At 39.2% G+C, this 24403-nt stretch carries 20 protein-coding genes; 10 read left to right on the forward strand and 10 right to left on the reverse strand.

Annotated features, from left to right (window positions below; genetic code table 11):
* Positions 1-174: 174 nt before the first annotated feature.
* On the forward strand, positions 175-1497 hold the full coding sequence (gene mtaB / locus CBM24_RS05375) for a tRNA (N(6)-L-threonylcarbamoyladenosine(37)-C(2))-methylthiotransferase MtaB (RefSeq protein WP_075991309.1): 1323 nt from the start codon (positions 175-177) through the stop codon (positions 1495-1497).
* A gap of 117 nt (positions 1498-1614) precedes the next feature.
* On the opposite strand, the gene CBM24_RS05380 is transcribed toward mtaB, so the two are convergent.
* Complete coding sequence (locus tag CBM24_RS05380; RefSeq protein WP_088160442.1) at positions 1615-2511, reverse strand: EamA family transporter; 897 nt, start codon at positions 2509-2511, stop codon at positions 1615-1617.
* A 307-nt stretch (positions 2512-2818) separates the two neighbouring features.
* Between CBM24_RS05380 and CBM24_RS05385 the strand changes: the two genes are divergently transcribed.
* The 3 genes from CBM24_RS05385 to CBM24_RS05395 all read left to right on the forward strand — a co-directional run bounded on the left by CBM24_RS05385 (position 2819) and on the right by CBM24_RS05395 (position 5885).
* On the forward strand, positions 2819-3391 hold the full coding sequence (locus CBM24_RS05385) for a C40 family peptidase (RefSeq protein WP_075991311.1): 573 nt from the start codon (positions 2819-2821) through the stop codon (positions 3389-3391).
* 91 nt (positions 3392-3482) lie between these two features.
* Positions 3483-3986, forward strand: coding sequence for a hypothetical protein (locus CBM24_RS05390; protein ID WP_228280036.1), 504 nt, complete (start codon positions 3483-3485; stop codon positions 3984-3986).
* Between the two features lie 339 nt (positions 3987-4325).
* On the forward strand, positions 4326-5885 hold the full coding sequence (locus CBM24_RS05395; RefSeq protein ID WP_075991312.1) for a calcineurin-like phosphoesterase C-terminal domain-containing protein: 1560 nt from the start codon (positions 4326-4328) through the stop codon (positions 5883-5885).
* Between the two features lie 387 nt (positions 5886-6272).
* Here CBM24_RS05395 and CBM24_RS05400 read toward each other — a convergent pair whose 3' ends face one another.
* From CBM24_RS05400 to CBM24_RS05420, 5 genes are all read right to left on the reverse strand, one after another.
* Positions 6273-7598 (reverse strand): mechanosensitive ion channel family protein, encoded by a 1326-nt coding sequence (locus tag CBM24_RS05400; protein WP_088160443.1) that lies wholly within the window; start codon positions 7596-7598, stop codon positions 6273-6275.
* A gap of 39 nt (positions 7599-7637) precedes the next feature.
* The gene (locus CBM24_RS05405; protein ID WP_075991314.1) at positions 7638-9008 is read right to left on the reverse strand and encodes a nucleoside permease; all 1371 of its coding nucleotides are present in this window, start codon (positions 9006-9008) and stop codon (positions 7638-7640) included.
* A 45-nt stretch (positions 9009-9053) separates the two neighbouring features.
* Entirely contained in the window at positions 9054-9680 is a 627-nt protein-coding gene (locus CBM24_RS05410; protein ID WP_088160444.1) for a bifunctional nuclease domain-containing protein, read from the reverse strand.
* A gap of 115 nt (positions 9681-9795) precedes the next feature.
* Positions 9796-10770 (reverse strand): electron transfer flavoprotein subunit alpha/FixB family protein, encoded by a 975-nt coding sequence (locus CBM24_RS05415; RefSeq protein ID WP_075991316.1) that lies wholly within the window; start codon positions 10768-10770, stop codon positions 9796-9798.
* A gap of 20 nt (positions 10771-10790) precedes the next feature.
* Positions 10791-11528, reverse strand: a complete 738-nt coding sequence (locus CBM24_RS05420; protein ID WP_088160445.1) for an electron transfer flavoprotein subunit beta/FixA family protein — start codon at positions 11526-11528, stop codon at positions 10791-10793.
* Positions 11529-11929: 401 nt separating this feature from the next.
* On the opposite strand from CBM24_RS05420, the gene CBM24_RS05425 reads away from it, so the two are divergent.
* The 3 genes from CBM24_RS05425 (at position 11930) to CBM24_RS27180 (ending at position 13241) form a co-directional block, all read left to right on the forward strand.
* Positions 11930-12262: a tetratricopeptide repeat protein gene (locus tag CBM24_RS05425; RefSeq protein WP_088160446.1), complete on the forward strand. Its 333-nt coding sequence runs from the start codon at positions 11930-11932 to the stop codon at positions 12260-12262.
* Positions 12263-12346: 84 nt separating this feature from the next.
* Positions 12347-12766 carry a copper resistance protein NlpE gene (locus CBM24_RS05430; RefSeq protein ID WP_075991319.1) on the forward strand — a complete coding sequence of 140 codons (420 nt, stop codon included), beginning with the start codon at positions 12347-12349 and terminating at the stop codon, positions 12764-12766.
* Positions 12767-13058: 292 nt separating this feature from the next.
* Complete coding sequence (locus CBM24_RS27180) at positions 13059-13241, forward strand: hypothetical protein (RefSeq protein WP_157698375.1); 183 nt, start codon at positions 13059-13061, stop codon at positions 13239-13241.
* A 94-nt stretch (positions 13242-13335) separates the two neighbouring features.
* On the opposite strand, the gene CBM24_RS05435 is transcribed toward CBM24_RS27180, so the two are convergent.
* From CBM24_RS05435 to rsmI, 4 genes are all read right to left on the reverse strand, one after another.
* On the reverse strand, positions 13336-14472 hold the full coding sequence (locus CBM24_RS05435; protein ID WP_088160447.1) for a cysteine desulfurase family protein: 1137 nt from the start codon (positions 14470-14472) through the stop codon (positions 13336-13338).
* Between the two features lie 217 nt (positions 14473-14689).
* The gene (gene lnt, locus CBM24_RS05440) at positions 14690-16312 is read right to left on the reverse strand and encodes an apolipoprotein N-acyltransferase (RefSeq protein ID WP_088160448.1); all 1623 of its coding nucleotides are present in this window, start codon (positions 16310-16312) and stop codon (positions 14690-14692) included.
* Positions 16313-16335: 23 nt separating this feature from the next.
* The gene (locus CBM24_RS05445; RefSeq protein WP_088160449.1) at positions 16336-17043 is read right to left on the reverse strand and encodes a PH domain-containing protein; all 708 of its coding nucleotides are present in this window, start codon (positions 17041-17043) and stop codon (positions 16336-16338) included.
* 36 nt (positions 17044-17079) lie between these two features.
* Positions 17080-17745: a 16S rRNA (cytidine(1402)-2'-O)-methyltransferase gene (rsmI, locus tag CBM24_RS05450; RefSeq protein WP_083663502.1), complete on the reverse strand. Its 666-nt coding sequence runs from the start codon at positions 17743-17745 to the stop codon at positions 17080-17082.
* A 111-nt stretch (positions 17746-17856) separates the two neighbouring features.
* Between rsmI and CBM24_RS05455 the strand changes: the two genes are divergently transcribed.
* The 3 genes from CBM24_RS05455 to CBM24_RS05465 all read left to right on the forward strand — a co-directional run bounded on the left by CBM24_RS05455 (position 17857) and on the right by CBM24_RS05465 (position 24393).
* Complete coding sequence (locus CBM24_RS05455; RefSeq protein ID WP_088160450.1) at positions 17857-18930, forward strand: class I fructose-bisphosphate aldolase; 1074 nt, start codon at positions 17857-17859, stop codon at positions 18928-18930.
* 311 nt (positions 18931-19241) lie between these two features.
* Positions 19242-20513 (forward strand): serine--tRNA ligase, encoded by a 1272-nt coding sequence (gene serS / locus CBM24_RS05460; protein WP_088160451.1) that lies wholly within the window; start codon positions 19242-19244, stop codon positions 20511-20513.
* Between the two features lie 646 nt (positions 20514-21159).
* Positions 21160-24393, forward strand: a complete 3234-nt coding sequence (locus tag CBM24_RS05465) for a SusC/RagA family TonB-linked outer membrane protein (protein ID WP_088160452.1) — start codon at positions 21160-21162, stop codon at positions 24391-24393.
* The last annotated feature ends 10 nt before the right edge of the window (positions 24394-24403 follow it).

Raw genomic sequence — 24403 nt, forward strand, 5'->3', positions numbered from 1 at the left:
CGGGGAATATTTGAATACATCATGTCCGGACTAATTTCGTTTGCCTGTAATAAGCCGCCGGTGCATTCAGCCTTTCAAGATAGTCAAAACTAAGGAAAATCCTTATAACGAGAAAGTCAAAACTTAAAATGATAAGAGCGGTTACTGAAAAAAAATGTAATTTTGCAAAATATTATGGAGAATAAAAAAGTAGCTTTTTATACACTTGGATGTAAACTGAATTATTCGGAGACATCATCCATTGGTCGTTTATTTAAAGATGCGGGCTATGATACTACAGCGTTCAATAGCCGTGCAGACGTTTATGTAATCAATACATGTTCGGTAACGGATAATGCTGACAAGAAGTGTAGAAAAGTAGTGAAGGAAGCATTAAAGCACTCTCCCAACGCCTATATTACGATTGTTGGCTGTTATGCGCAGCTAAAACCAAAAGAGATTGCAGAGATTCCCGGAGTGGATATGGTCTTAGGTGCAGCTGAAAAGTTTAATATAATTGAGCATATCAATGATTTGACGAAACAGGAAAAAACGATCGTTTATAATGGTCCAATCGATGAGACCAATCAATTTGTCTCGGCTTATTCGATTGGCGATCGTACGCGTACCTTCCTAAAAGTACAGGACGGGTGCGATTATTCATGTACATTTTGTACGATTCCTTTGGCACGTGGCGGAAGCCGCTCGGGTAAGATCGAAGATATTGTGCGTCAAGCGGAAGAAATTGCAGCTTCAGGCGTAAAAGAAATTGTGTTAACGGGAGTTAATATTGGTGATTTTGGTATTCGGGATGGTAAGCGTGAAGACCGATTCTTGGATTTGGTAAAGGCTTTGGATGAAGTCGAAGGTATCGACAGGATTCGGATTTCTTCGATAGAACCTAATCTTCTTTCCAATGATATTATTGAGTTTGTGGCGCAATCAAAACGTTTTGTTCCACATTTTCATATGCCACTGCAGTCTGGAAGCAATAAAATTCTGAGTTTAATGCGCAGAAGGTACAAAAGAGAACTTTACACAGAGCGCGTCGCATTTATCAAGTCATTGATGCCTAATTGTTGTATTGGTGTTGACGTTATTGTCGGATTTCCGGGAGAAACACGTGAAGACTTTATCGACACGTACAATTTCTTGAACGATTTGGATATTTCTTATCTGCATGTCTTTACCTATTCAGAAAGAGAGAATACGATTGCAGCTCAAATGGACGGTGCTGTACCGGGAGCTCAACGTAGTGACCGTAGCAAAATGTTGCATATCCTTTCGGAGAAGAAGCGCCGTGCTTTTTATGAGTCACAGCTTGGCGAGACTGGTGATGTCTTGTTTGAGGCCGATGAGAAAGATGGATATATGCATGGCTTTTCTAAAAACTATGTCAAAGTACGGACCTTATACGATCCATTATTGGTGAATGAGGTTGTGCCGGTTAAATTTATGGACGTAACGGATTCCTGTGAAGTGGAGGTAGAAGAAATTCCGGAGACACTGACACATTAATCTTTTTAAGGGGTATACCATATTAAGATTTATAACATATAAAAAAGGCAATCTTCTCTAGTAAGATTGCCTTTTTTCGTTAAAAGGAATTCCAAAATTTCCCTATTGATTGCCCTCCTAATGTGCACTGCTCTTTGCTGCGTTCAACCATATGACGGTACCCAAGATCAAAAGTACCCCGAGCCATTGTATCGTGGATACACTTTCATGAAGTATAAAAAATGACATACAGGTGGCTACAGGTAGCTCCGCCGAACTCAATATTCCGCCTAAGGAGAAGCCTGTTTTAGGTAAGCCGTAGGCAAACAATAAAGGCGGGATGACTGTGCCAAATAGAGAAAGGATCAAGCCGAAATAGAGGAAGTTACCATCAAATTGACCATTCCATAAATAAGCAGGTGGAAATAAGGTAAAGACCATGATACAGGCCCCCGTTACCATAATAGCGCTTTTTTGAATGGGGTGATAGTCATTGCCGACACGGCCATTCACGATCATGAAAACCGAATAGGCGGTCGCCGCTAAAAGACCAAATAAGACACCTGTTAAGTTGAGCTGTTGTAAGCCTTTTTCAATAAGTCCAGTCGCTAATAATGTTGCAATGAGTACAATGCCGATGCCAATCAGGTTGTTTTTTGAAGGTTTTGCCTTGAAAAAGATAAATTCAATCAGCACACCGATCCAGATATACTGCATCAACAGTACAATGGCCAACGAAGCCGGAACAAGCTGTACACATTTGTAATAGAGGATACTCACCAAACCGGTAGAGGTACCACTGATTAATATCTTGATCCATGAAGATTTCTTGCTTGAAGAGTGAAATGACTTTGCAGAAAAGAGTTTGATGATAATATAGATAAGCCACAGTATAAGCATGCCAAACAATACCTGAATTCCCGTTACCTCTCCTAAAGTCAACCCTTTACCGTAGGCTTTTTTAACAAACGTTGATAGTATCCCAAAACTACTCGCACCTAAAAAGACAGCTAATGCACCTTTTAATTTTTCCATTCTCAAATAAATTAGGCGTCAAAGTTACGATTTCTGAACAATTCTTTTTCTTATCTAACGTTCTTATCAAGAAAAGCAATCTTCGGGGACAAGCTTAACAGTAAGGAGTAAATGCATCCAACAGGTGAAATTCATCGACTGGAAACATTGCTGTTCGTCGTAGCATGTTGCAGGGGACGGCTTTATAGCAGCGGTCATAGGGGTAAATTGTTTTTTAGCAGTGGGCAAATTTATTGGATATAAACAGCAATTTAATTAAGTTTGTTAGGCAAGTAAGTTTGTTAAGCAAGAACGTAAATCGAACAGCATGAGTGTCAGATCTTATTTTATCTTCTTTTTAGGTGCAGTTCTATTTTTGAGCAGTTGTTCAACGAAGAAAAAGGTACTTAGCTCCAACACACATTCTTCCAATGGCGCGGTATTGACAGATGCGAGCTCAGCGCGCGGAAAAACCTTTTCCGGATCCCGACTGGACAATTATGCAGACTTACTCAATGTGAGTACAAAAAAACTAAATCCGCACCTTTATTCATTTATTGACGATTGGATGGGCATACCGCATCGTATGGGTGGACAGACCAAATCGGGGGTAGATTGTTCTGGGTTTGTTAATTTGCTCTATATTGAAGTATACAAAGGGAATTTGCCCCGGACTTCGCGTGACATGGAAGGAATAGTAAAGAGAAAAAAGGTCGATAAACTTGAAGAAGGAGATCTCGTGTTTTTTTCTTTCGGACGAAATGGGATAGATCATGTAGGTGTATACCTGCATAATAATAAGTTTGTTCATGTTTCGACACGGAAAGGCGTTATTATCTCTGATCTTTCTGACAGCTGGTATGCTAAGACCTTTGTTGATGCGGGCTCTCCAAATATCTAAATGCGTGAATTTCATGTAGGTTTTATGTCATATCTTGATATAAACTTTTATACCCTATATAAATCCTTATTTTTGTCAAAATTTTATAGAAATGACAATCAAGAGTAAGAAGATTTTTTTGGGCCTATGTATTATTGTACCGTTTTTGATGTATTGTGTTTATTACTATAGTAATATGATCAAAAATGCCCCTTTTCGTTTTGCTGATTTTGAATCCATTGAATTCAAATACGGCGAGCCGAACCACATGGTCAACGAATACAATTCAAAAACACGCATCTATAAGTATTTAGACAAAAAAGATTCTTTAATTACCGATACTGTAAAATTTACAAAAGACGATTTATTGTACCTGCACCGCAAAGCAATGGAGCTCGGCTTTTGGAACTTGGATACCGATATGACTGGACCTGAATGGCAGCAGGATTCAACACATTCTAAAGTTCCACGTTTTTATTTAGAGTACAACTATAAAGATAAATCCAAGCATATTACTTTAGATGCAGATTTTGCAGGCAACCCGCGTATGCACGACGCAGCAAAATCAATGATCGATGAAGTCAACCGTATGTTGGCAACCGCGCAAGCCCGATAGTTAAGAAATAAACCCCAAGGGTAAGAGAGAAATCAAGCAATTGGTTTCTCTTTTTTTGTGCCCAATATTCGTCAGGGAGCAAGGGCAAGAAGATCGATTTATCAGCTAACAACATACATACTGATAGGGGGAATAGGAAGCTAATGGGAACCTGAAGGGGCCTCATTTGGATGAAACCCCATGAAAGATGTATGAAATCCCTGTGATTATACTGTTAAATATGGGTTAACTAATACATTGATGTTATATCGTTCTTTCTGTTTTTTGATGAATTCTTGATGTTCTCTTTATACTCGTTTAACCTGAATCGAATACTTTAGCGCCAAAACAAAATTTCATATGAAAGCATTTTTGGCATTAGCAATTTCCTGGGCATTCGTAAACGCGGTGCAGGCCCAAGATTTTGCGAAAGGAAAAGTTTATCTAGACATAAACAAAAACGGAAAATTGGATAAAAACGAAAGAGGCGTTGCTTCCGTTGCTGTTAGTAACGGGCGTGAGGTGACGACAACCGATAAAGATGGCAATTATCAGTTGCCTGTTGGAAATGACAACATCATTTTCGTGGTTAAACCGACAGGCTACGCTTTGCCTTTGGATGAAAATAACCATCCAAAATTTTATTATATCCATAAGTTAAATGGTAGTCCAGCTTCAAAATATCCTGCTGTTGCTGCTACAGGGAAAATTCCGGCTGCTGTAAATTTTGCATTGTACCAACAAGATGAAGATCCTAACTTTTCAGCTTTTGTTTTTGGTGATCCACAGGCTTACACAGTGGAAGAACTGGCCTATTTCAAAAATGGTGTGATCAATGAAATTTCAGATAAGACAATTGCGAAATTTGGAATAAGCTTAGGCGACTTAGTGGGAGATGATCTTTCACTACAGCCAAAGTATAAATCGGTGATTTCCACGATGGGATTGCCGTGGTATAATGTCATGGGAAACCACGATATGAACTATGATGCCAAAGAGGATAGCCTCTCCGATGAATCGTTCGAGCAGACTTTTGGTCCCAATAACTTTGCGTTCAATTATGGAAACACGCATTTTATCATTCTTGATAATATCATTTACCCGAATCCACGGACAGGTAAAGGTTATTTAGGTGGATTCCGTAAAGATCAGCTTGATTTTGTGGAAAATGACTTAAAAAACGTAGCTAAAGATAAATTGATTGTATTGGCATTTCATATTCCTTTATATCATCAAAACTCAGATGTCTTTCGTAACGAAGATAGACAACGTCTGTTTGATATTTTGGCTCCATTTAAGCATACCTTATCTTTGTCCGCGCATACACACTTTCAGCGCCAATATTTTTATGGACAAAAGGACGGATGGAAACAAGAAAAGCCACATCACGAATATAATGTAGGTACAACTTCTGGTGACTGGTATTCGGGCGAGTTGAATGAAAAGGGAATTCCTGTTTCCACAATGCGGGACGGTACACCAAAAGGGTATGCCATTTTAAAAATCGAGGGCAACCAATACAGTTTTGATTATAAGGTTGTAGGTAAGCCGGCAACGTATCAGATCGATTTATACGGAGCATCGGTCGTTCCAGAAAAATACACAAAGAGATATCCGATATACGCTAATTTTTTTATTGGAAAGGAAGGTGACAAGGTAACGTATAGAATCAATCAGGGCGAATGGAAGGAAATGGATTTTGTCAATGAAAACGATCCAGCATTTCTAAATTCTTTGGCTAAGTATGATACAGCAACTGAATTAAAGAATACGCGTAGACCTTCAAACCCTGAAAAATCCAGTCATCTGTGGACGGCTAATTTGCCCAAATTAAAAGCTGGTAAATATCAGATTGAGGTTCAGGCTGTTGATCTTTTCAATAGAGTACACCTGGCAACGAAGACTATTGAAGTGAGATAAATAACCGGTTGTAGAGTTGTTTTAAGTTTAAAGATAGCTTAAGATGCACTTAACATAACCATCCTATATTTGTATAGAGTAATTTTTGATTCATAAAGAGTTAGGGTTAATGTGTAGATCTGTTGTGAAACACGTCTGAAAATTTAGTTTGTTTTTAAAGTGAAGGTAATCTCCCCAGATTACCTTTCACTGTTTTTAGACCTTTCACTTTAAATTATGCTGCCAAAATTTAAGTCCTTCTACTACGATCCATTTTATACACTTTATCCAGTTTGCAGCTACAAACTTTGTTAAGCTGTTAACCTGGTATATGAATGTCAGTGCGGTAGCGGCTTTTTTTCTGAAAGCGACTGATGTTATTGGCGGGAAAGAACTTTCAGTTCGCTTCTACCGCTGTTGGTCTGCGAAGTCATGAAGGTTTTGTTGTCGGATAACTTGTCGGAAATCATCTGATGCCGGATTTTCAAAGATCTCCAGGTCGAAGTATTTTGTTGCAGCAAATAAGTGGTCGAATACATCCGAAACAATTCCTTCGTAATATTCCCAACGGATATCATTTACAAAGAAATAAAGTTCGACCGGAACACCGTGTTCGGTTGAAGCAAGCTGACGTACCATCAAGGGCATGGTCTTGTGAATATTGGGATTTTGACGTAGATAGGTGAGTGTATAAGCTCTGAACATCCCTAAATTGGTCATTTTGCGGCCGTTTATGGGACTTGATTGATCTATCTGCTGTTCCGTGTTGAATTGGTCAATTGTCTTGGCACGCTCTTCGATATAAGGCCGCAGAATCTGTATATTTTTGAGCCTTTCAATTTCTTCATTTTCCAAAAAACGGATCGTGGAAATTTTGATGTTTATGGCTCGCTTTAAGCGCCTCCCGCCCGATTGCTGCATACCCCTGTAATTTTTGAAAGAATCCGACAATAGCGTATGTGTTGGTATCGTCGTAATAGTCTTATCAAAGTTCTGTACTTTCACATTATTGAGGTTAATCTCTTTGACAGTTCCATCGGCGCCATATTTAGGCATTTCTATCCAATCGCCGACACGGATGGAGTCATTGGCCGAAACTTGTATACTGGCAACAAATCCCAATATAGTGTCTTTGAATACCAACATCAAGATTGCTGACGCGGCACCCAAGGATAATAAGAAGGACCAAGGGGATTTTCCAGTCAATATCGAAAAGCAGATCGTCCCACCGATAAATAATAGGATAATCTGGCACACCTGTAAATAACTTTCCAGGGGCTTGTCGGCAAAAGATTTCTTCATGCGCAGCATGTCCCGTAAACTTTTCAGAAGCGAATGGATAATCAGTAAACTGACGACGGTCGTTGCTATGTCAAGTATTTTATTGCTGTTTTCTTTCCAGGTTGGAAAACCCATGAAGATAATGGGCATGATATATTGTGCCACTAATATCGGAACAAAATGAGCAATAAGTTTCAGCGTTTTATTGCGGATCAATAGATCATCAAAGCGATTTGTGCTTCGCCTGATGGCTTTGATTGTTAACAGGAGTAACGTTCTTTTGGTGAAATAGTCAATGACGATCAAAAACAGGATAACCAGTAAGAGTAAAAGGATCGAGTTAACAAAGTGGCTCCCCTGATTATCAAGACCAAGTTGTTTAATCCATTGAAATGTCCAGTTATAGATGTAGGATTGGGAATCTTTGAATAATTCCGTTGCTGTGCTTTGCATGTTACAAATATACAAAAAGCCGCAATTAGCGGCTTTCGGTTATTTTGAGTTTAGCGGTTCACGCTCGTGTTTATGTCTAAAGAATACAGCAAAGAAGATTGCTATAACCAAGGTGTAGATGGCAAATGCAAGCCAGATGTCATGCCAGTCTTTTAGCATGAGATTACCACTTAACATGCCGTCAGGTAATATGGAAATACTCTTTTCCTGCAAAAAATGTAGAAAATGGGTATTATCAATTGTTGTATCCAGGTATTGTGCGAGATCTTTGCTGTTTTGAAAACTTTTGGTAAAGTAGTGGTCAATGATCCAACCCGATGCAAAACTGCCTACAACGGCACCGAAACCGTTTGTCATCATCATAAATAAGCCTTGTGCCGAGCTGCGTATGCGTGATGTTGTGGAGGTTTCAACAAATAAAGAACCTGAGATATTAAAGAAGTCAAATGCCATACCATAGACGATACAGGATAATACAATCATCCAAAGTCCGCCTGCAGGGTCACCAAATGAGAATAATCCAAAACGTAATACCCAGGCAAACATCGAAATCAGCATGACCTTTTTTATACCGAATCTTTTGAGGAAAAATGGAATAGCAAGAATAAAAAGTGTCTCGGATATCTGTGAAATCGACATAATGATGGTCGAATATTTCACAACGAAAGATTCTGCAAATTTAGGGTAGAATTTAAATTCATCCAAAAACACATCACCGTAGGCATTGGTCAATTGGAGTGCGGCACCTAAGAACATGGAAAAAATAAAGAATAAAGCCATTTTATAATTTCCAAAAAGTTTAAATGCTTCCAAGCCTAATAGTTGTGTCCAGGAAGCATCTTCCTGTTGTAACTTCTTCGGTGGACATTTAGGTAATGTAAAAGCATAGAGACTTAAAGCCAAAGCTGCGGTTCCGGCGATATAAAATTGATAAGCTGTGGCCTTGTTGCCTGTTAAATTGGTGATCCACATGGCAACGATAAAGCCTATCGTTCCGAAAACCCGGATGGGGGGGAATGCCTTGACCAAATCGTAGTTATTTTCATTTAATGCCGTATATGCAATGGAGTTGGATAGGGCCAAAGTCGGCATATAAAAACACATTGCCGCAAGCATCGCATAAAAAAAGGTGTTTGGATCATTTACCTGAGGTAAATAGAATAAAACACCTGCATAACATAAGTGAAGAATAAAATATAATCTCTCGGCATTTATCCAACGATCGGCGATTATTCCCATCAGGGTAGGCATAAATAAAGAAGCGATCCCCATGGTTGCAAAAATAGCTCCAAATTGTGTACCATCCCATTGTTTTGTGCCAAACCAATAGTTTGCTATTGTAATCAACCATGCTCCCCAGACAAAAAACTGAAAGAAGCTCATAATGGTCAATCTTAATTTAATAGACATAAATCGATGTTATTTAAAATTTTTGTTTCGCTTTAATGAAAGGAGTTATTTTCTTTTGGAAATCTCATCCCTAATCAATGCAGCCTGCTCGTAGTTTTCTTCGGTCAATGCCTGATTAAGTGCTTGCTCCAGTTGCTCATCTGTCAACGTGGAGAAAGGATTTTGTGGGGATTTTGAAGGTGTTTTTTCTTCGATCTCAACAACACTTGGATCCTGAACTTTGTTGGACTTGTCTAGGTTTTCCAAAAATGCGAACTCATGTCCCTCAATGATAATTCCAGCAGAGGACATAATAAATTCGTAGGCATAGATCGGAGCTTCAAACCGTACAGCCAGTGCAACGGCATCGGATGTGCGGGCATCAATCTCGACAATCTTGTTGCCGTCGGAACAGATAATTTTAGCATAAAATATCCCTTCAATCAAATTATAGATCAGTACTTCAATGAGTTTAATACCAAAAGAATCTGCAAAAGATTGAAATAGGTCGTGTGTCAGCGGACGACTAGGAATCATTTTCTCTATCCGAATAGCAATAGCTTGAGCCTCGTGGCTGCCGATAATGATGGGCAATCTTCTGTTGCCCTCCACTTCTCCCAATACAAGAGCATAAGCCCCAGATTGCGTTTGACTATAGGATAAACCAACGATATCTAATCTGATTTTCTTCATTTTAATTCCAAAGCGGTCTACAAACTTAGATAAATTTGCTTTTATATGCAATTATAACAAATAAAAACTCCCCATTCATTTTGGATAAATGGGGAGAATATATCGGAAGAAAGCTTTAAATACCTTTGTAAGCCTTCAATGCCTGCGTTAATTTCGGAACGACGTCGAAAGCATCGCCTACAATTCCATAATCGGCCACTTTGAAAAAGGGCGCTTCTGGATCTTTGTTGATGACAACGATTGTTTTAGAAGAGCTTACTCCGGCCAAATGCTGTATTGCTCCGGAGATACCGATAGCAATGTAGAGATTGGGGCTAACAACAATACCTGTTTGGCCTACGTGCTCCGAATGCGGGCGCCAGCCTGCATCAGATACGGGTTTTGAACATGCTGTAGCTGCACCAAGGACGTCTGCAAGTTCTTCCACCATACCCCAGTTTTCAGGGCCTTTTAAACCACGGCCTGCGGAGACGACGATTTCAGCTTCGGGCAGGGAAACTTTGTCTGTTGCTCGAACAATCTCTTTGACCATCGTTGTAAAATCTGTTTGGTCAATATTGGGAGCAAAAGTTTCGACAGTTGCGCTACCACCGGTCTCTTTTGTTTCATATGCATTCGGGCTTAGTGCGATGACCTTTATATCCGAGGATAGTTCGAGCGTAGCGAACGCTTTATTGGAGAACGCTGTTTTTTTGACAGTCAGTTTGTCGCCATTGATTTTCGGCAATTCGAGTGCGCCATCGGCCAGACCAGCCTCTAATTTGGCTGCAATACGTGGAGCGAGTCCTTTGCCCGAGAATGAGTTGGACAGTACAAGTATTTTTGAGCCGGTACTCTTTACGGCTTCAGCAATGATGCTTGCATACGCTTGGTTTACAAAAGAAGCGAGTCGCTCATTGTCGACATTTAATACTTTGGAAGCACCGTACTTGCCCAAGCCAGCAAGTTCGTCTCCGGCGACATTTCCAATTGAAATCGCAACAAGATCAGTCTGTATGTTATCGGCGATGGATTTTGCATAAGAAACAACTTCAAAAGCAGATTTTTTGAATTTTCCATCGGTATTTTCTACATATACGAGTATAGACATGGTGTTTTAGCGTTTAAAGATTAAATAACTTTAGCTTCGTCGTGAAGAAGAGAAACTAATTTTTCTACCTCGGCAGCGTCAACAAGTTTGACCGTACCGCGCGGAGCAGGTGTCTCATAGCTGACAATGTGTTCAAGAACGTCTATAGTGGAAGGTTCCAGCACATCCAATGGTTTGGTCCGCGCACTCATAATACCACGCATATTAGGTATTTTTGGCTCGGCAACACCTTCTGCTGTACCAATGACGATTGGCAGCTTTGCTGTCAATACTTCTTTTCCACCTTCAATCTCGCGCTCAACTGTGACTGCGTCGCCCGCAATATCAACTTTTTTGGCAATGGAAACAGAAGGGATATGCAGCAGTTCTCCTACGATTGCCCCCACTTGAGCACCGTTATAGTCGATGGATTCGCGGCCAGTTAAAATTAAGTCAAATGCATTGTCTTTGGCATACTTTGCTATCTGATTAGCAACAAACCGAGCATCGCGTGGAGCGGCGTTAATCCGTACAGCATTGTCTGCGCCAATTGCCAATGCTTTTCGAATGGTTGCATCTGTAGATGCATCGCCCACATTGATGACAGTTACGGTTCCTTTTCCACCTTCAGCCAACTCAACTGCTTTGGATAAAGCAATTTCATCATAAGGGTTTATAATGAATTGTACACCAGCTGTATTAAATGCAGTGTTGTCATTTGTAAAAGTGATTTTGGATGTAGTGTCAGGGACATTACTTATACAAACTAATATTTTCATATACGATTGGTTTTACTCAAACTTACCATATTTTCTTTCAATTAAAAAGCGCTAAGGCGTTTTAAATTCTGTTAAAGAGTCGTCTTGTTATTTTGATGAATTTTTAATTTTACCAGTTGTTTTCGTGTATTTTTTTTGATATGATGTGATATTTAGGTGTTTTGTTGTCTTTTTTGTAATTTTTTATTTTAAATAGCCGGTTCTTGATAATGGATTTATTGCGTCAGTAAATTGTCATTTTATATGCTAGCATAGTAATTTTAGAAAGCATCGCAGCTCATTCGGGGTTCCTGTTTATAAAGAGCTTTCGTGTGATATGGAGAGACGGGGAATTGTTTTAGGGGAAACACAATTAAATTGCATATAAAATGCAATTTGTCTAAGTTTGAAATAAAAAAGATATGTCGACACGATTGGATCAACTGAATGAATTTTTGAAAGAGAGCCCCGAAGATCCTTTTTTAAAATATGCAATTGCAGCTGAATACCTCAAGCAGGAAGATGAACAAGAGGCCATGCTAAGATTTGAGAATTTAGTACATACAAATCCAGATTATGTAGGAACTTACTATCATTTGGGCAAATTGTACGAAAAATTAAATAAACAGGCGTCCGCGATTGATACCTATAGATCCGGAATTGAGATCGCTCGGAAGACACGTAATTTCCATGCTTTGGGCGAGTTACAAGGTGCATTATCATTCTTGACAGACGACGATGAAGATGATTTTTAATCTTTTCTAAATTTTTGGTATTTAATTTGTTATGAATTTATTGGTGTAACTGTTAGATGCTGATTTTTTTGAATTTGGAATGAGATGAAAAGGTTTATTTGGATTGTGGGTTTGTTGTTGACAATTGGAATGGTGGGATGTGATAATCCCAAACAAAGTGTTGCGGTCTATAAAGATAATTTACAGGACCTAAAAGGTAGGGATAAGGCGGAAGTAGTGATTGGTGAATACAAAGGTGTTATGCCTTGTGCGGATTGTGATGGTATAGAAACACTTATTTCACTGCATGCTGACAATACCTACCAATATTCATCTAAATACCTTAATAAAAGTGATGATGTGTTTATGCGTGAAGGAAAATGGAAATTGGATGGTAACATCATTACACTGGACGGCGTTGACTATAAGTTCAAATTAGGAAATCGGATACTCAGTCAGTTGGATCTTTCCGGAAATGACATTACGGGAGATATTTCCAAATATTATGTCTTGACAAAAAATTGAATCTAGCATAAAAGATGTATGAAGAATGAAAAAGCCGAATCTATTTTCGGCTTTTTTATTTTTTTGAAATTATTCACTTTTCCCAGTATTGCAATCCTTAATTGGGATTATACTGAAAGTTTTCTTCCCTTCTTCTCTTTAATTTTTAACCGTAGGAAGTTAGGATCAAATAGGCTCTTTTAACAGTGCTTGTTCAGTGATTGTTCAGTGCTCGTTCAGTGCTTGCTCAGTATGAACTGAATAAGCACTGACTGATCACTGTCTAAAAACTGATTGAAAACTGTTATTAGGAGTGAGTTGGTATGATGATGTATATGTTCGGGTAATTATGGTAGTTGTCGGAAATGGGGGTGTACGTATCCAGAACGGTTTAGCGAATACAAATATGCTGTGTAACTTGCTATTGGATGAGGAAGTCCTTTTACTCCAACTTGCTGCTGTGATAGCGTGCTGGAGCAAGATTAAACTGATCTAACTCAATGTAGCGCTAATTAAGAATTCTTGCTTGAATTTTTAATTAGCGCTACATTGAGCGATCTTATTCGTTGTCTGTTGTCAACTATAAAATATTAGTTGTTTTTAGCACAAAGTTCTTTTAACGTTGCTACGACGAAGTCAACTTCTTCTTTGGTGTTATGCTTGCAGAATGAAAAACGAACTGAAGGTCGTTCCGAGCTGGATTTTATTGCGCCCAATACATGCGAGCCTATATCTGTTCCTGAACTGCAGGCACTGCCACCAGAGCAGGATATACCCGCAATATCCAGGTTGAATAAAAGCATGTCGGCAAGGTCACTGCAAGGGAAAGAAACATTCAGTACGGTATACAGTGATTTATCAGGTTCAATAACACCATTAAAATCAATCTCGGGGATTGCTTTTTGCAACTCGTCGATCATATACGATTTGAGTCCTTGAATATAAGCGTGGTGTTCTTCCATGTGCTCATAGGCAAGTTCTAAAGCTTTGGCAAGCCCAGCTATTCCATAGACATTTTCTGTTCCACCACGCATGTTGCGTTCTTGTGCTCCACCATAGATTAAAGGTTTAATCTTGTTGTTGGCATTGATATAAAGAAAACCGACTCCTTTTGGGCCATGGAATTTATGTGCAGCCCCTGTTATAAAATCTATTTTAAGACTGCCAAGATCATGGGGATAATGACCCATAGTCTGCACAGTATCTGAATGGAATATCGCATTATACTTTTGGCATAACTCCGAGATCCGTTGAATATCGTTGAGATTACCGATCTCATTATTGGCATGCATAATGGAAACAAACGTACGCGGATTGGTACTTAAAAGTTCTTCCAGCTGGTTGAGATTTAAATTACCTTTATCGTCAACTTCCAATAGATCGAGGTGTACCTTACCGGATTTCTCAAGCTCCTCTAAAGTATGTAATACGGCATGGTGCTCGATAGGTGAGGTGATGGCATGGGTTATTCCAAAGTCGGCAATTGACCTAACGATGGCCATATTGTCGGCCTCGGTTCCACCCGATGTGAAGAAGATCTCTGCTGGAGATACATGAAGTAGATTGGCAATCGTTTTACGTGCTTTTTCTACAATTGTTTTTACTTGTCGTCCGTGACTATGGATAGAAGATGGATTTCCAAAGTTATTGTTCATCACATCCACCATTACTTTTATTACTTCAGGATCTAAGGCTGTAGTCGCTGCATTATCAAAATATACTTGCATGCTGCAAAATTACAAATCTCCAAAGTAAATTAAAGGTATTAAATGACTTATTTTTATCATTTTATTTTCCTAATTATAGCTGATAGGCGTTGGCGTGCCGGGGGTTCATCAGAATTAGGTTCTTTTTGCCGAGGAAGGTATAGGATTAGTGCTTTCCCATTCTGATACAGAAAAAATAGCGCCAAATTACTATTTCAGTTTGGCGCTACTGTTCAATTTAGATAAGTTCTTTTTTTCGTCGGACGACGATGAGTATTACAAGTCCGCCCATTGCGAGCGCCAACCCCAAATAGGCTGCAATATCACCGGCTTGTGTATAGAAAGTAATTTCTTCATTTAAATTAATTTCCTGATTTAGGGCTGCAGGCTGCCACCATTTAGTCTGTTGTACAATATCGCCACGTTGGTTGATAAAGCCTGAAATCCCTGTATTTGCCGATCGGGCAACCCAGCGTCTGTTTTCAATCGCACGCAGTTTGGCATACTGTAAATGCTGGTCTTTACCCGAAGTATTGCCCCACCAGCCATCGTTGGTGATGATCGCAATAAACTGAGCGCCTTTTTTGACATATTGGGAAACATAATTGCCCCAAATGGATTCATAACAGATTACGGGTGCGGCACCAATACCGCTTTGGGCATAGAATACCGAAGGTTCGGCCTGTTTCCCGTAGCCACCTGTCGTGCCGCCGAATGCTTTAAATAAAGGTTTCAGGAAGTTCATCGCTGCGCCAAAAGGCATTTGCTCTACGCCCGGCACGAGTTTAGACTTATGGTAAAACTGAAGTTTGGAGGAATAATCGATCAATGTCGCAGCATTGAAATTATCCTGGTATACATTAGGAGCTATTTCACGCGCAGTAGGTGTTTTTGCATAGTTGTACAACTGATAGCTTTCAATACCTGAAAGTACATTACCATTTTTATATTGATCTAAAAATTTTAAAATGCGCTGGTAAGAATAGGTTTCCCTAAAGTTTTCCTCGTCAAAATCGCCGTTCTGTGAAAGTGCAGTTTCAGGCCAGATAAAAAACTCCGTATTGGGTTTGGCGACTGAATTTGATAAGGCGAATAAGGTGTTTAATTGTTCCTCGGGACTTAAATTGAATTTAATATAAGGGTCAATATTCGGTTGAACAACAACAATCTGTGCAGGATTCTGATGTTCTTCGTAGTTGAAGTAACGTATCAGCGAGTAAGTGCTGGGAACCAGTAATATCGTCGCCAAAGAGGCAATCGGGACAATCTTACGTTTGATCGGATAAAGTCCTTTTCCATTGAGGTAAAGTGTAAATACCAAGATATTGACCAGCCAGATCCATATTGTTCCGCCATAGATCCCTGTGATGTCATACCATTGGATCAATTGGTGGAAACTTGCGAAACCATTGCCTAAAGTCATCCAAGGGAAGGCTAAATCCCAGGATTCGTGTAGAAATTCATAGCTTATCCAAAATCCAATTAACCCGAAAAGGGATAACAGGATGTTCGTTTTGCGTCGTAATTGCCCATATAACCTGAAAGCCAGTGCCATTAAAGCGGCGCCAAGACAGAAAGGTATCAGACTGATGACAACAGCTGCAAAAGGCGGCATAACTGCCGAGATGGAGTTGTATACCCAGTAAATGGAAGCCGTGTTCCAAACAACAGCCGTGAGTCCCGCTGTAAGAAATACTTTACGGCCTTTTCTTTTGAATGTTTCACTGCGGATAATGTTTTCTACAGCAATCAGCAAAGGAACAAAACCAATAAATAATAAGGGACTGGAATAGGGGATTGGAGGCCAGCCCAACCACAATAAAAAGGCACTTAAAAGTGCCAGTAAATAGTTATTTTTCACTATATATTTTCTCCCATTTATGATTATAAACTGGATAAAACTTCTCTCTTTTTACTCTCGTATTCCTCTTGGGTAATCAATTGTTTGTCGAAGAGCGTTTTTAATTTTTTGAGCTTTAAGGTAATTTCATCATCTTCCTCTTCTTTAACGGGTGGAGCGGGCGGGATGTTTGATACCGTTGGCGCTGGCGGAGTTACTGGTGCCGATACAATAGGTTGAGGTGCCGCCGGAGCTGTAACTGCTGGCTGAACCGGTGTATTATTTTCTGGCCGTTCGATAATCACTTCCTTCGCAACTGTTGGAGCAATGACTATTTTTTCTTTTTCGGCAGCCAATTCCGCTTTTTTATAGTTTTCAAGGGCGGCTTTAATATATTGATACAATTTCCTAGCCTGAACTTTAGGGATATAGTCTATGCTTAAGTTCTCGCCAGTAAATGGTATAACTGTAACTTTTGAACCGAATATTTCTTCCTTAAAGGCAATATCCTTGATATCTTGCCAACCGAAGATTTCAAAATCAGTAGCCAGACCCAGTTTAGTAAATTCGCACATAAATATGCGCTTATTACTGATGGTGATACTATCTGGTAAAATAGTAACTGCAGGTTTCTTTTGAACTGCAATATAATCTATTTTTTCCCCTGGAGTAAGCATATCTTGGACTTTAGTAACCAATTTTTCAATGATTTTTATGTCCTGCCCGTCCTGTGCAAATTGTTCCATGTTCATGTCAAATACTTTTTAATACCTAAAGATTGTCAAAATTTATTCCAATCCTGCTACACAAAATACAAATTCTCCTTTAATCGGATTGTTTTCAAAGTGTAATTTTAAATCAGTTAATGTTCCGCGAACATTTTCTTCATAGAGTTTGCTCAGTTCACGTGATATCGAAGCTTGTCTTTCTGCGCCAAAAACGGTGATAAATTCTTCGATGGTTTTGAGAATACGATGTGGCGACTCGTAGAAGATCATCGTTCTTTTTTCCTCTGCCAAAGCTTTTAAGCGCGTTTGCCTTCCTTTTTTGACGGGTAGAAAACCTTCAAAGCAAAAACGGTCGTTGGGAAGGCCCGAATTGACAAGCGCTGGCACGAAAGCTGTTGCGCCTGGTAAGCACTGCACTTCAAGCCCTTCTTTGATGGCTTCACGCACCAGCAAAAATCCAGGATCTGAGATCGCCGGTGTCCCTGCGTCTGAAATCAATGCAATGTTTTGCCCTTCTTTCAAGAATTTAATGATTTCAGATACCGCTTTATGTTCATTGTGCTGATGATGCGCAAATACTTTTTTGTCGATTCCAAAATGCTTCAAAAGCGGAGCGCTGGTCCTTGTATCCTCTGCTAAGATGAGGTCCACTTCTTTCAGGACATTGATCGCACGGAACGTCATGTCCTCCAGATTGCCAATAGGTGTCGGAACTAAATATAACATGGTCAAAGTTAAGTTTTTTTTACTATATAATATGCGCTAAAACATTCTGTGCTTTTTGGAGTTTTATTTTAAAGATAATGGTAAACTCCATCACTTTATTTTAAATAAATTATGCAATACATTGAAAAAATTCAAGCACATCTGGGTGCAGAAGCGAGTTATTTATTAGAATTTGATCAACCCGCAGTTTCCAAAACAATGCTTCATCTTCCACAAGCAGCATTTATTGACCAAGTATATAGTTCGAGTGACCGTAGCCCGCAGGTCTTGCGGAGTTTGGGGCAACTTTTTGGAACGGGACGGTTAGCCAATACCGGGTATCTTTCGATATTGCCTGTAGATCAGGGAATCGAACACAGTGCAGGAGCTTCTTTTGCTCCAAATCCACAGTATTTTGATCCGGAAAATATTGTCAGGCTAGCTTTGGAAGGAAACTGCAATGCCGTGGCATCTACCTTTGGTGTTTTAGGAGCCGTTGCCCGAAAGTATGCACACAAGATTCCGTTTCTGGTTAAAATCAATCATAATGAACTATTGACCTATCCCAATCGAGCCGACCAAATCTTGTACGGAACAATTCGCGAAGCCTGGAATATGGGGGCAGTTGCGGTAGGGGCGACCATCTATTTTGGATCTGAGGAATCAGACCGTCAGATTATAGAAGTGGCAAAAGCATTTGAAGAAGCACATTCTTTGGGGATGGCGACGGTATTATGGTGTTATCTGCGCAACTCGGCCTTTAAAGTAGGTGATAAAGATTATCATTTAGCAGCGGATCTTACCGGACAGGCCAATCATTTGGGCGTAACGATCAAAGCGGATATTATTAAGCAAAAACTACCCGAATTGAACGGTGGCTTTAAAGCATTGAATATGGGTAAAAGTAGTTATGGAAAGCTGGATGAACGCATGTATACGCAGCTTTCTTCCGATCACCCTATTGATTTATGCCGCTACCAGGTACTTAATTGCTTTGCCGGTCGGGCTGGCTTGATCAATTCTGGTGGAGCTTCGGGACAGAATGATATCCAGGAAGCTGTAAAAACTGCGGTTATCAACAAGCGTGCAGGTGGCACGGGGTTGATATCTGGGCGTAAGGCTTTTCAAAAGCCAATGAATGAAGGCGTCGCATTATTACATGCCATTCAGGATGTTTATTTATGCGATGAGGTAAGCATTGCTTAGCAAATGCGCATCACATGAATTCATCAGGTTGAATCTCAGCACAGGGCTTTGAATATAGATCGAATTATAGAGCGTATCGATTAGGCGTCTAATGGATACGCTCTTTCTATGGATCATGGGTTATAAACATCGGTTCCATGGAAGATTGGTCTTCCATGGGCTGATGGATGTTAGCCGATGCGGTGTAATGAAAATAGAGCCCGTAAAGTAGTCAAAAAGCCTTTTGGATGGTGGTTTAGGAATAAAATTGCTTGTAAATAAAGGCAAATTTATCTAAGTTTGTTCACTATTTTAAATAACACATTTATATTATGTTGCAATTAAATTATATCCGTGAGAACAGGGATACGGTAATCGAAAGATTGGCTGTCAAGCATTTCAAGGAAATTGGATTGGTCGACGAAATCATCAGTTTAGATGAAGAGCGTCGTAAGATCCAATCGGAATCTGACGCACTTTCGGCAGAGGCTAATGCGGCAGCAAAACAGATTGGAGATCTGATGCGCCAAGGTAAAAAAGAAGAAGCTGAAACCGTTAAATCCAAATCTTCGGGATATAAGGAGCAAGTGAAGCAACTTTTGGATCAACTGGGTACAATTGAAGCGGAATTGAATGAGAAGATCGTGCAATTACCTAATTTACCGCATCAATCCGTTCCAGCAGGTGTAAGCGCTGAGGACAACGAAGTTGTTTTGAGCCATGGCGAAATCCCGGCTTTGTCGGAAGATGCATTGCCGCATTGGGAATTGTTGAACAAATATGATATTGTTGATTTAGAGCTTGGTGTAAAAGTTGCCGGAGCAGGTTTTCCTATCTATAAAGGTAAAGGTGCTAAATTGCAACGCGCATTGATCAATTTCTTTTTGGATCAGGCAGCAGAAGAAGGATATGAGGAAGTACAGGTGCCTATCTTGGTCAATGAAGAGTCAGCGTTTGCTACGGGACAATTACCGGATAAAGAAGGACAGATGTACTATGTGGGTAACGACAATCTGTATTTGATCCCTACAGCTGAAGTTCCGGTCACCAACATTTATAGAGACGAGATTGTGAAAGAAGCACAGTTTCCAATCAAACATTGTGCTTATACACCATGTTTCCGTCGTGAAGCAGGTTCATACGGGGCACATGTACGTGGGTTAAACCGGTTACACCAATTTGACAAAGTGGAAACGGTACAGCTTGTACATCCTGAAAAGTCTTATGAAGTGCTGGAAGAAATGAGTTTATACGTGCAGCGTCTGTTGCAGAAATTAGAGCTTCCTTACCGTGTATTGCGCCTTTGCGGTGGAGATATGAGCTTTACTTCTGCATTGACCTATGATATGGAAGTGTATAGTTCTGCTCAGAAACGTTGGTTAGAGGTATCTTCCGTTTCCAATTTTGAAACTTATCAAGCGAATCGTTTGAAAGTCCGTTTTAAAAATGCTGATGGCAAGATGCAACTGGCACATACCTTGAACGGTTCGGCATTAGCTTTACCACGTATTGTCGCAGCGATATTGGAGAATAATCAAACGGAAAAAGGAATTAAGATTCCTGCAGTTTTGGTGCCGTACACCAAATTTGAGTATATCGATTAAATATCAATAAATAAGTCGTCTTTAGACTTATTTAATCTCAATATGAAAGACGCTCAGCCTGAGAAGGTAGAGCGTCTTTTTTTGTTATAACTCGATTTTAAAATGTTTAGAATCATTATAAATTACATGCGATTTTAATACAGAAAAATAATAGAATAACATGTTAACGTTTTCTTATAACATTGTTAATGTTTTGTTAATTATGGCTCATTCCGTATAAAATTCTGTTTGAAAATTGTTTGAAGAGTTTTTATTCTAAAATGATTCTTTTGTAACAATTTGTAAAATTGTGAACTTATTATTGCGGTATTTCCTGCTTTCTGGAGATTATGTTAAAAAACTTGTAAAAGCAACTTTGGCTTTCTATATTTGACACCGCTAATAAAAATCGCACTAACTATTATTTACTGTAAATGCTGGAAAGAGCAAATTTTACAGCTGGATATTTATCTAAGGACTGACCCTGCATCTACCTGGGGCCCGCTTTTCCAAAAATATTTTCAACTGTTACTGAATAAACTGCAATAGCATGTTATGTTTTGCTGTTTATTGTCTAGGCAATTTATGTTTAGACGGTTATGATAACGGATATAATTTATATCAATATATAGGATTAGAAAAAATAATAAAATTAACTAACTAAAACATGAAACAAACATTACTAAGTTTTCTTGTTGGCGGTATGATTTTGACTTCGGTTGCATTCGCTCAAGAAAAAAAGATTAGTGGTCGTGTTACATCTGCTGACGGTAAAGCAATACCAGGGGTGACAGTAGTTGTACAAGGTACTAATCAGGCTACTCAGACTGATACTGATGGTAATTATTCATTGAATGTGCCTGCAGGCAAAGTTGTGGTATTCCGTTCCGTTGGTTTTGATGATAAAACTATTATTGTTAATAATAACAGTACTGTATTCAATGTCTCTTTAGTAAATCATGACAATGCTTTGGAAGAAGTTGTTGTTACAGCAAATGCAATCAAACGTGAAAAAAGAACGTTGGGTTACTCTGCACCGACATTGAGTAATGAAGAATTACGATCAGGTCAAAACTCGAGTGCTATCAATGCATTAGCTGGTAAGGTGGCTGGTGTGAATATTACATCAACATCTAATTCACCGGGTAGCTCATCCCGTGTAGTATTACGTGGTGGTTCTTCAATTTCAGGAAATAACCAGGCATTAATTGTTGTTGACGGTGTTCCTATTGACAATTCCAGCGTGATTGGTGGTGGCTCATCGTTATCTAGCGTTGATTTTGGTAACCGCGGTAACGATATCAACCCCGACGATATCGCTTCGATGACCGTATTGAAAGGCCCTGCTGCTGCTGCATTGTATGGATCACGGGCATCTAATGGAGCCTTGATCATTACAACAAAGACAGGTAAAAAAGGCGGTGGTAAAACAGATATTACCTTTAATACAACAAATACTTTTTCTTCCATTTTGAAATTGCCTGAGTTTCAAAATGAATATGGTCAAGGTTATCCTGACTATGACGATGATGGAAATCTAGTTTTTGTCAATGATCCAAAGGAAAATTGGTCATGGGGAGCACCTTTTACAGGAAAAACACAAGAATGGGGTCAAGCTATAAATGGTGTAAGACAGACAAAACCATACTCGGCCGTAAAAAACAATGTAAAAGATTTCTTTAATACTGGATTTGCGACAGATAATAATTTAGGTTTCTCTGGTGGTAGTGAAAAGTCTTCCTTCTATTTAGGTCTGAATTCCCTGAACTCAAACGGAGTTTATCCTGGGAGCAAAGATAACTACAATAAATATGGTGTTCGATTCAATGGTCAAACTGAATTCTCTAATAAATTTTATGCAGGAATTTCAGCTAACTATAGTCAGATTAACTCGAACAACGTAGGTGGAGGACAAGGAAATTCGTCTGTATACAATAACTTGTTACAAACTCCCCGTGATATTCCTGTCGCTGATCTGAAAGATTTAAATAATCCATATAATGGGTATGGTTATGTAGACGCAAATGGTCTAAACCATAGTAATGAGTATGGTTATTATGGGGCATATTCAAAGAATCCATATTGGACATTGGCAAATTATAACAACTACAATAATGTAAATCGCATTATGGGTAATTTTAACGTAGGTTATAAGCCATTTGAGTGGTTGGATTTCAAAGAACGTGTAGGGGTAGATCATTATACAGACCGCAGACGTTCAGAATCTCCAAAATATAGTTTTACACCAATCGATAAGACGTCTGGGAATTATTCGAGCGCTAATGATCTTATTAACAATGGAGAGTATCGTATCGATCAATATAATGTAACAGAGGTTATTCATGATTTCATGGTGACTGCTACGCATGAATTTAATCAAGATTTTAAAGGATCATTAATGTTGGGTAACAACATTCGTCAACGTAATGTTTCTAATCTAAGTACAGCAACTAACGAAAGCGGAGGTTTGGTACAACCTGGCTATTACAATTTAGCTAATTCTAATGGTCCATTGAACTTGATCGAAGATTCATGGTCAAAACGTCGTTTGGTTGGTGTTTATGCAGACTTGAACTTGTCATATAAAAACTTCTTGTACTTACAAGCTACAGCACGTAATGACTGGTCATCTACCTTGCCTAAGAAAAACAATTCATTCTTTTATCCAAGTGTAAGTGGATCATTTGTGTTTTCTGAGTTGTTGAGCCCAGAAGTTAAGAACATTCTCTCTTATGGTAAATTGCGTGCCAATTACGCAAAAGTGGGTTCGGATACTGACCCATATCAATTGTTGACAACATTCTCTAGGGGTGAAATCAATGGTGGATTCGGAACTACAACCTTCCCATTTGGTAATGTTTCCGCATTCATGTCGGGATCCACTTTAGGAAATGCAGAGTTGAAACCAGAAATTACCACATCAGCTGAAGTAGGTGCTGAATTAGGTTTCTTTAGAAATCGTTTGACTGTTGATTTTAGCTATTACAACAATAACTCAAAAAATCAAATCTTAGCAATTCCTATTGCGAATTCTACAGGTTACGGATTCAATGTTGTTAATGCCGGTAAAATTAAAAACTCAGGTATAGAACTCGCATTGCGTGGAACGCCAGTGAAAACTGAAAACTTTAGCTGGGAATTGATGGGTACTTTCACTAAAAACAACAATAAAGTTGTTGAATTGATGGATGGAATTGATCAAGTTTCTCTAGGTGGTTTTTCGGGTATGTCTATCGTTGCGGCAAAGGGCCGTCCTTATGGAGAATTTTATGCAGTAACCAATGCAACTGATGCTGAAGGTAGAACGATTGTAAACCAAAAAACAGGTTTACCTGTACCGACTTCGGAAGCACAATACTTAGGAAGTTACAATCCTAAATTCCAAGCATCGTTAGGAACGACTGTCAATTACAAAAGCTGGTCATTGACCGCGCTGTTTGATATGAAACACGGAGGTGTATTTTATTCACGTACTAAAGATATTATGGCATTCACAGGTACATCTGCTGAAACAGGGGGTGAACGTTTTGGTCAAATCTTCCCTAACTCTGTTTATTTGGATGCTAATGGTAATTCTGTTGTAAATACAACAGCTACTTATGACAAAGTGGATTACTATCCATATTTGGAACAAGGTATGAATGTGGTAGATGCTTCTTACGTGAAGTTACGCAATTTAGCTATCTCTTACAAATTCAAAAAAGATATGCTAAAAAATACTCCTTTTGGTGATGTAACTGTCGGTGTATTCGGTAATAATCTGTTTATCTGGACTCCAAGCGAAAATAAATACGCAGATCCAGAAGTAAACTCCGCTGGTGCTGGAAATGCACAAGGTTTTGACTATACCGCTCAACCGTCTTTACGTAACTATGGTTTTAATGTGAAGGTATCCTTCTAAACTATAAAGA

Origin of the sequence: Sphingobacterium sp. G1-14 (assembly GCF_002196555.1) — a bacterium.
Taxonomy (GTDB): Bacteria; Bacteroidota; Bacteroidia; order Sphingobacteriales; family Sphingobacteriaceae; genus Sphingobacterium; species Sphingobacterium siyangense.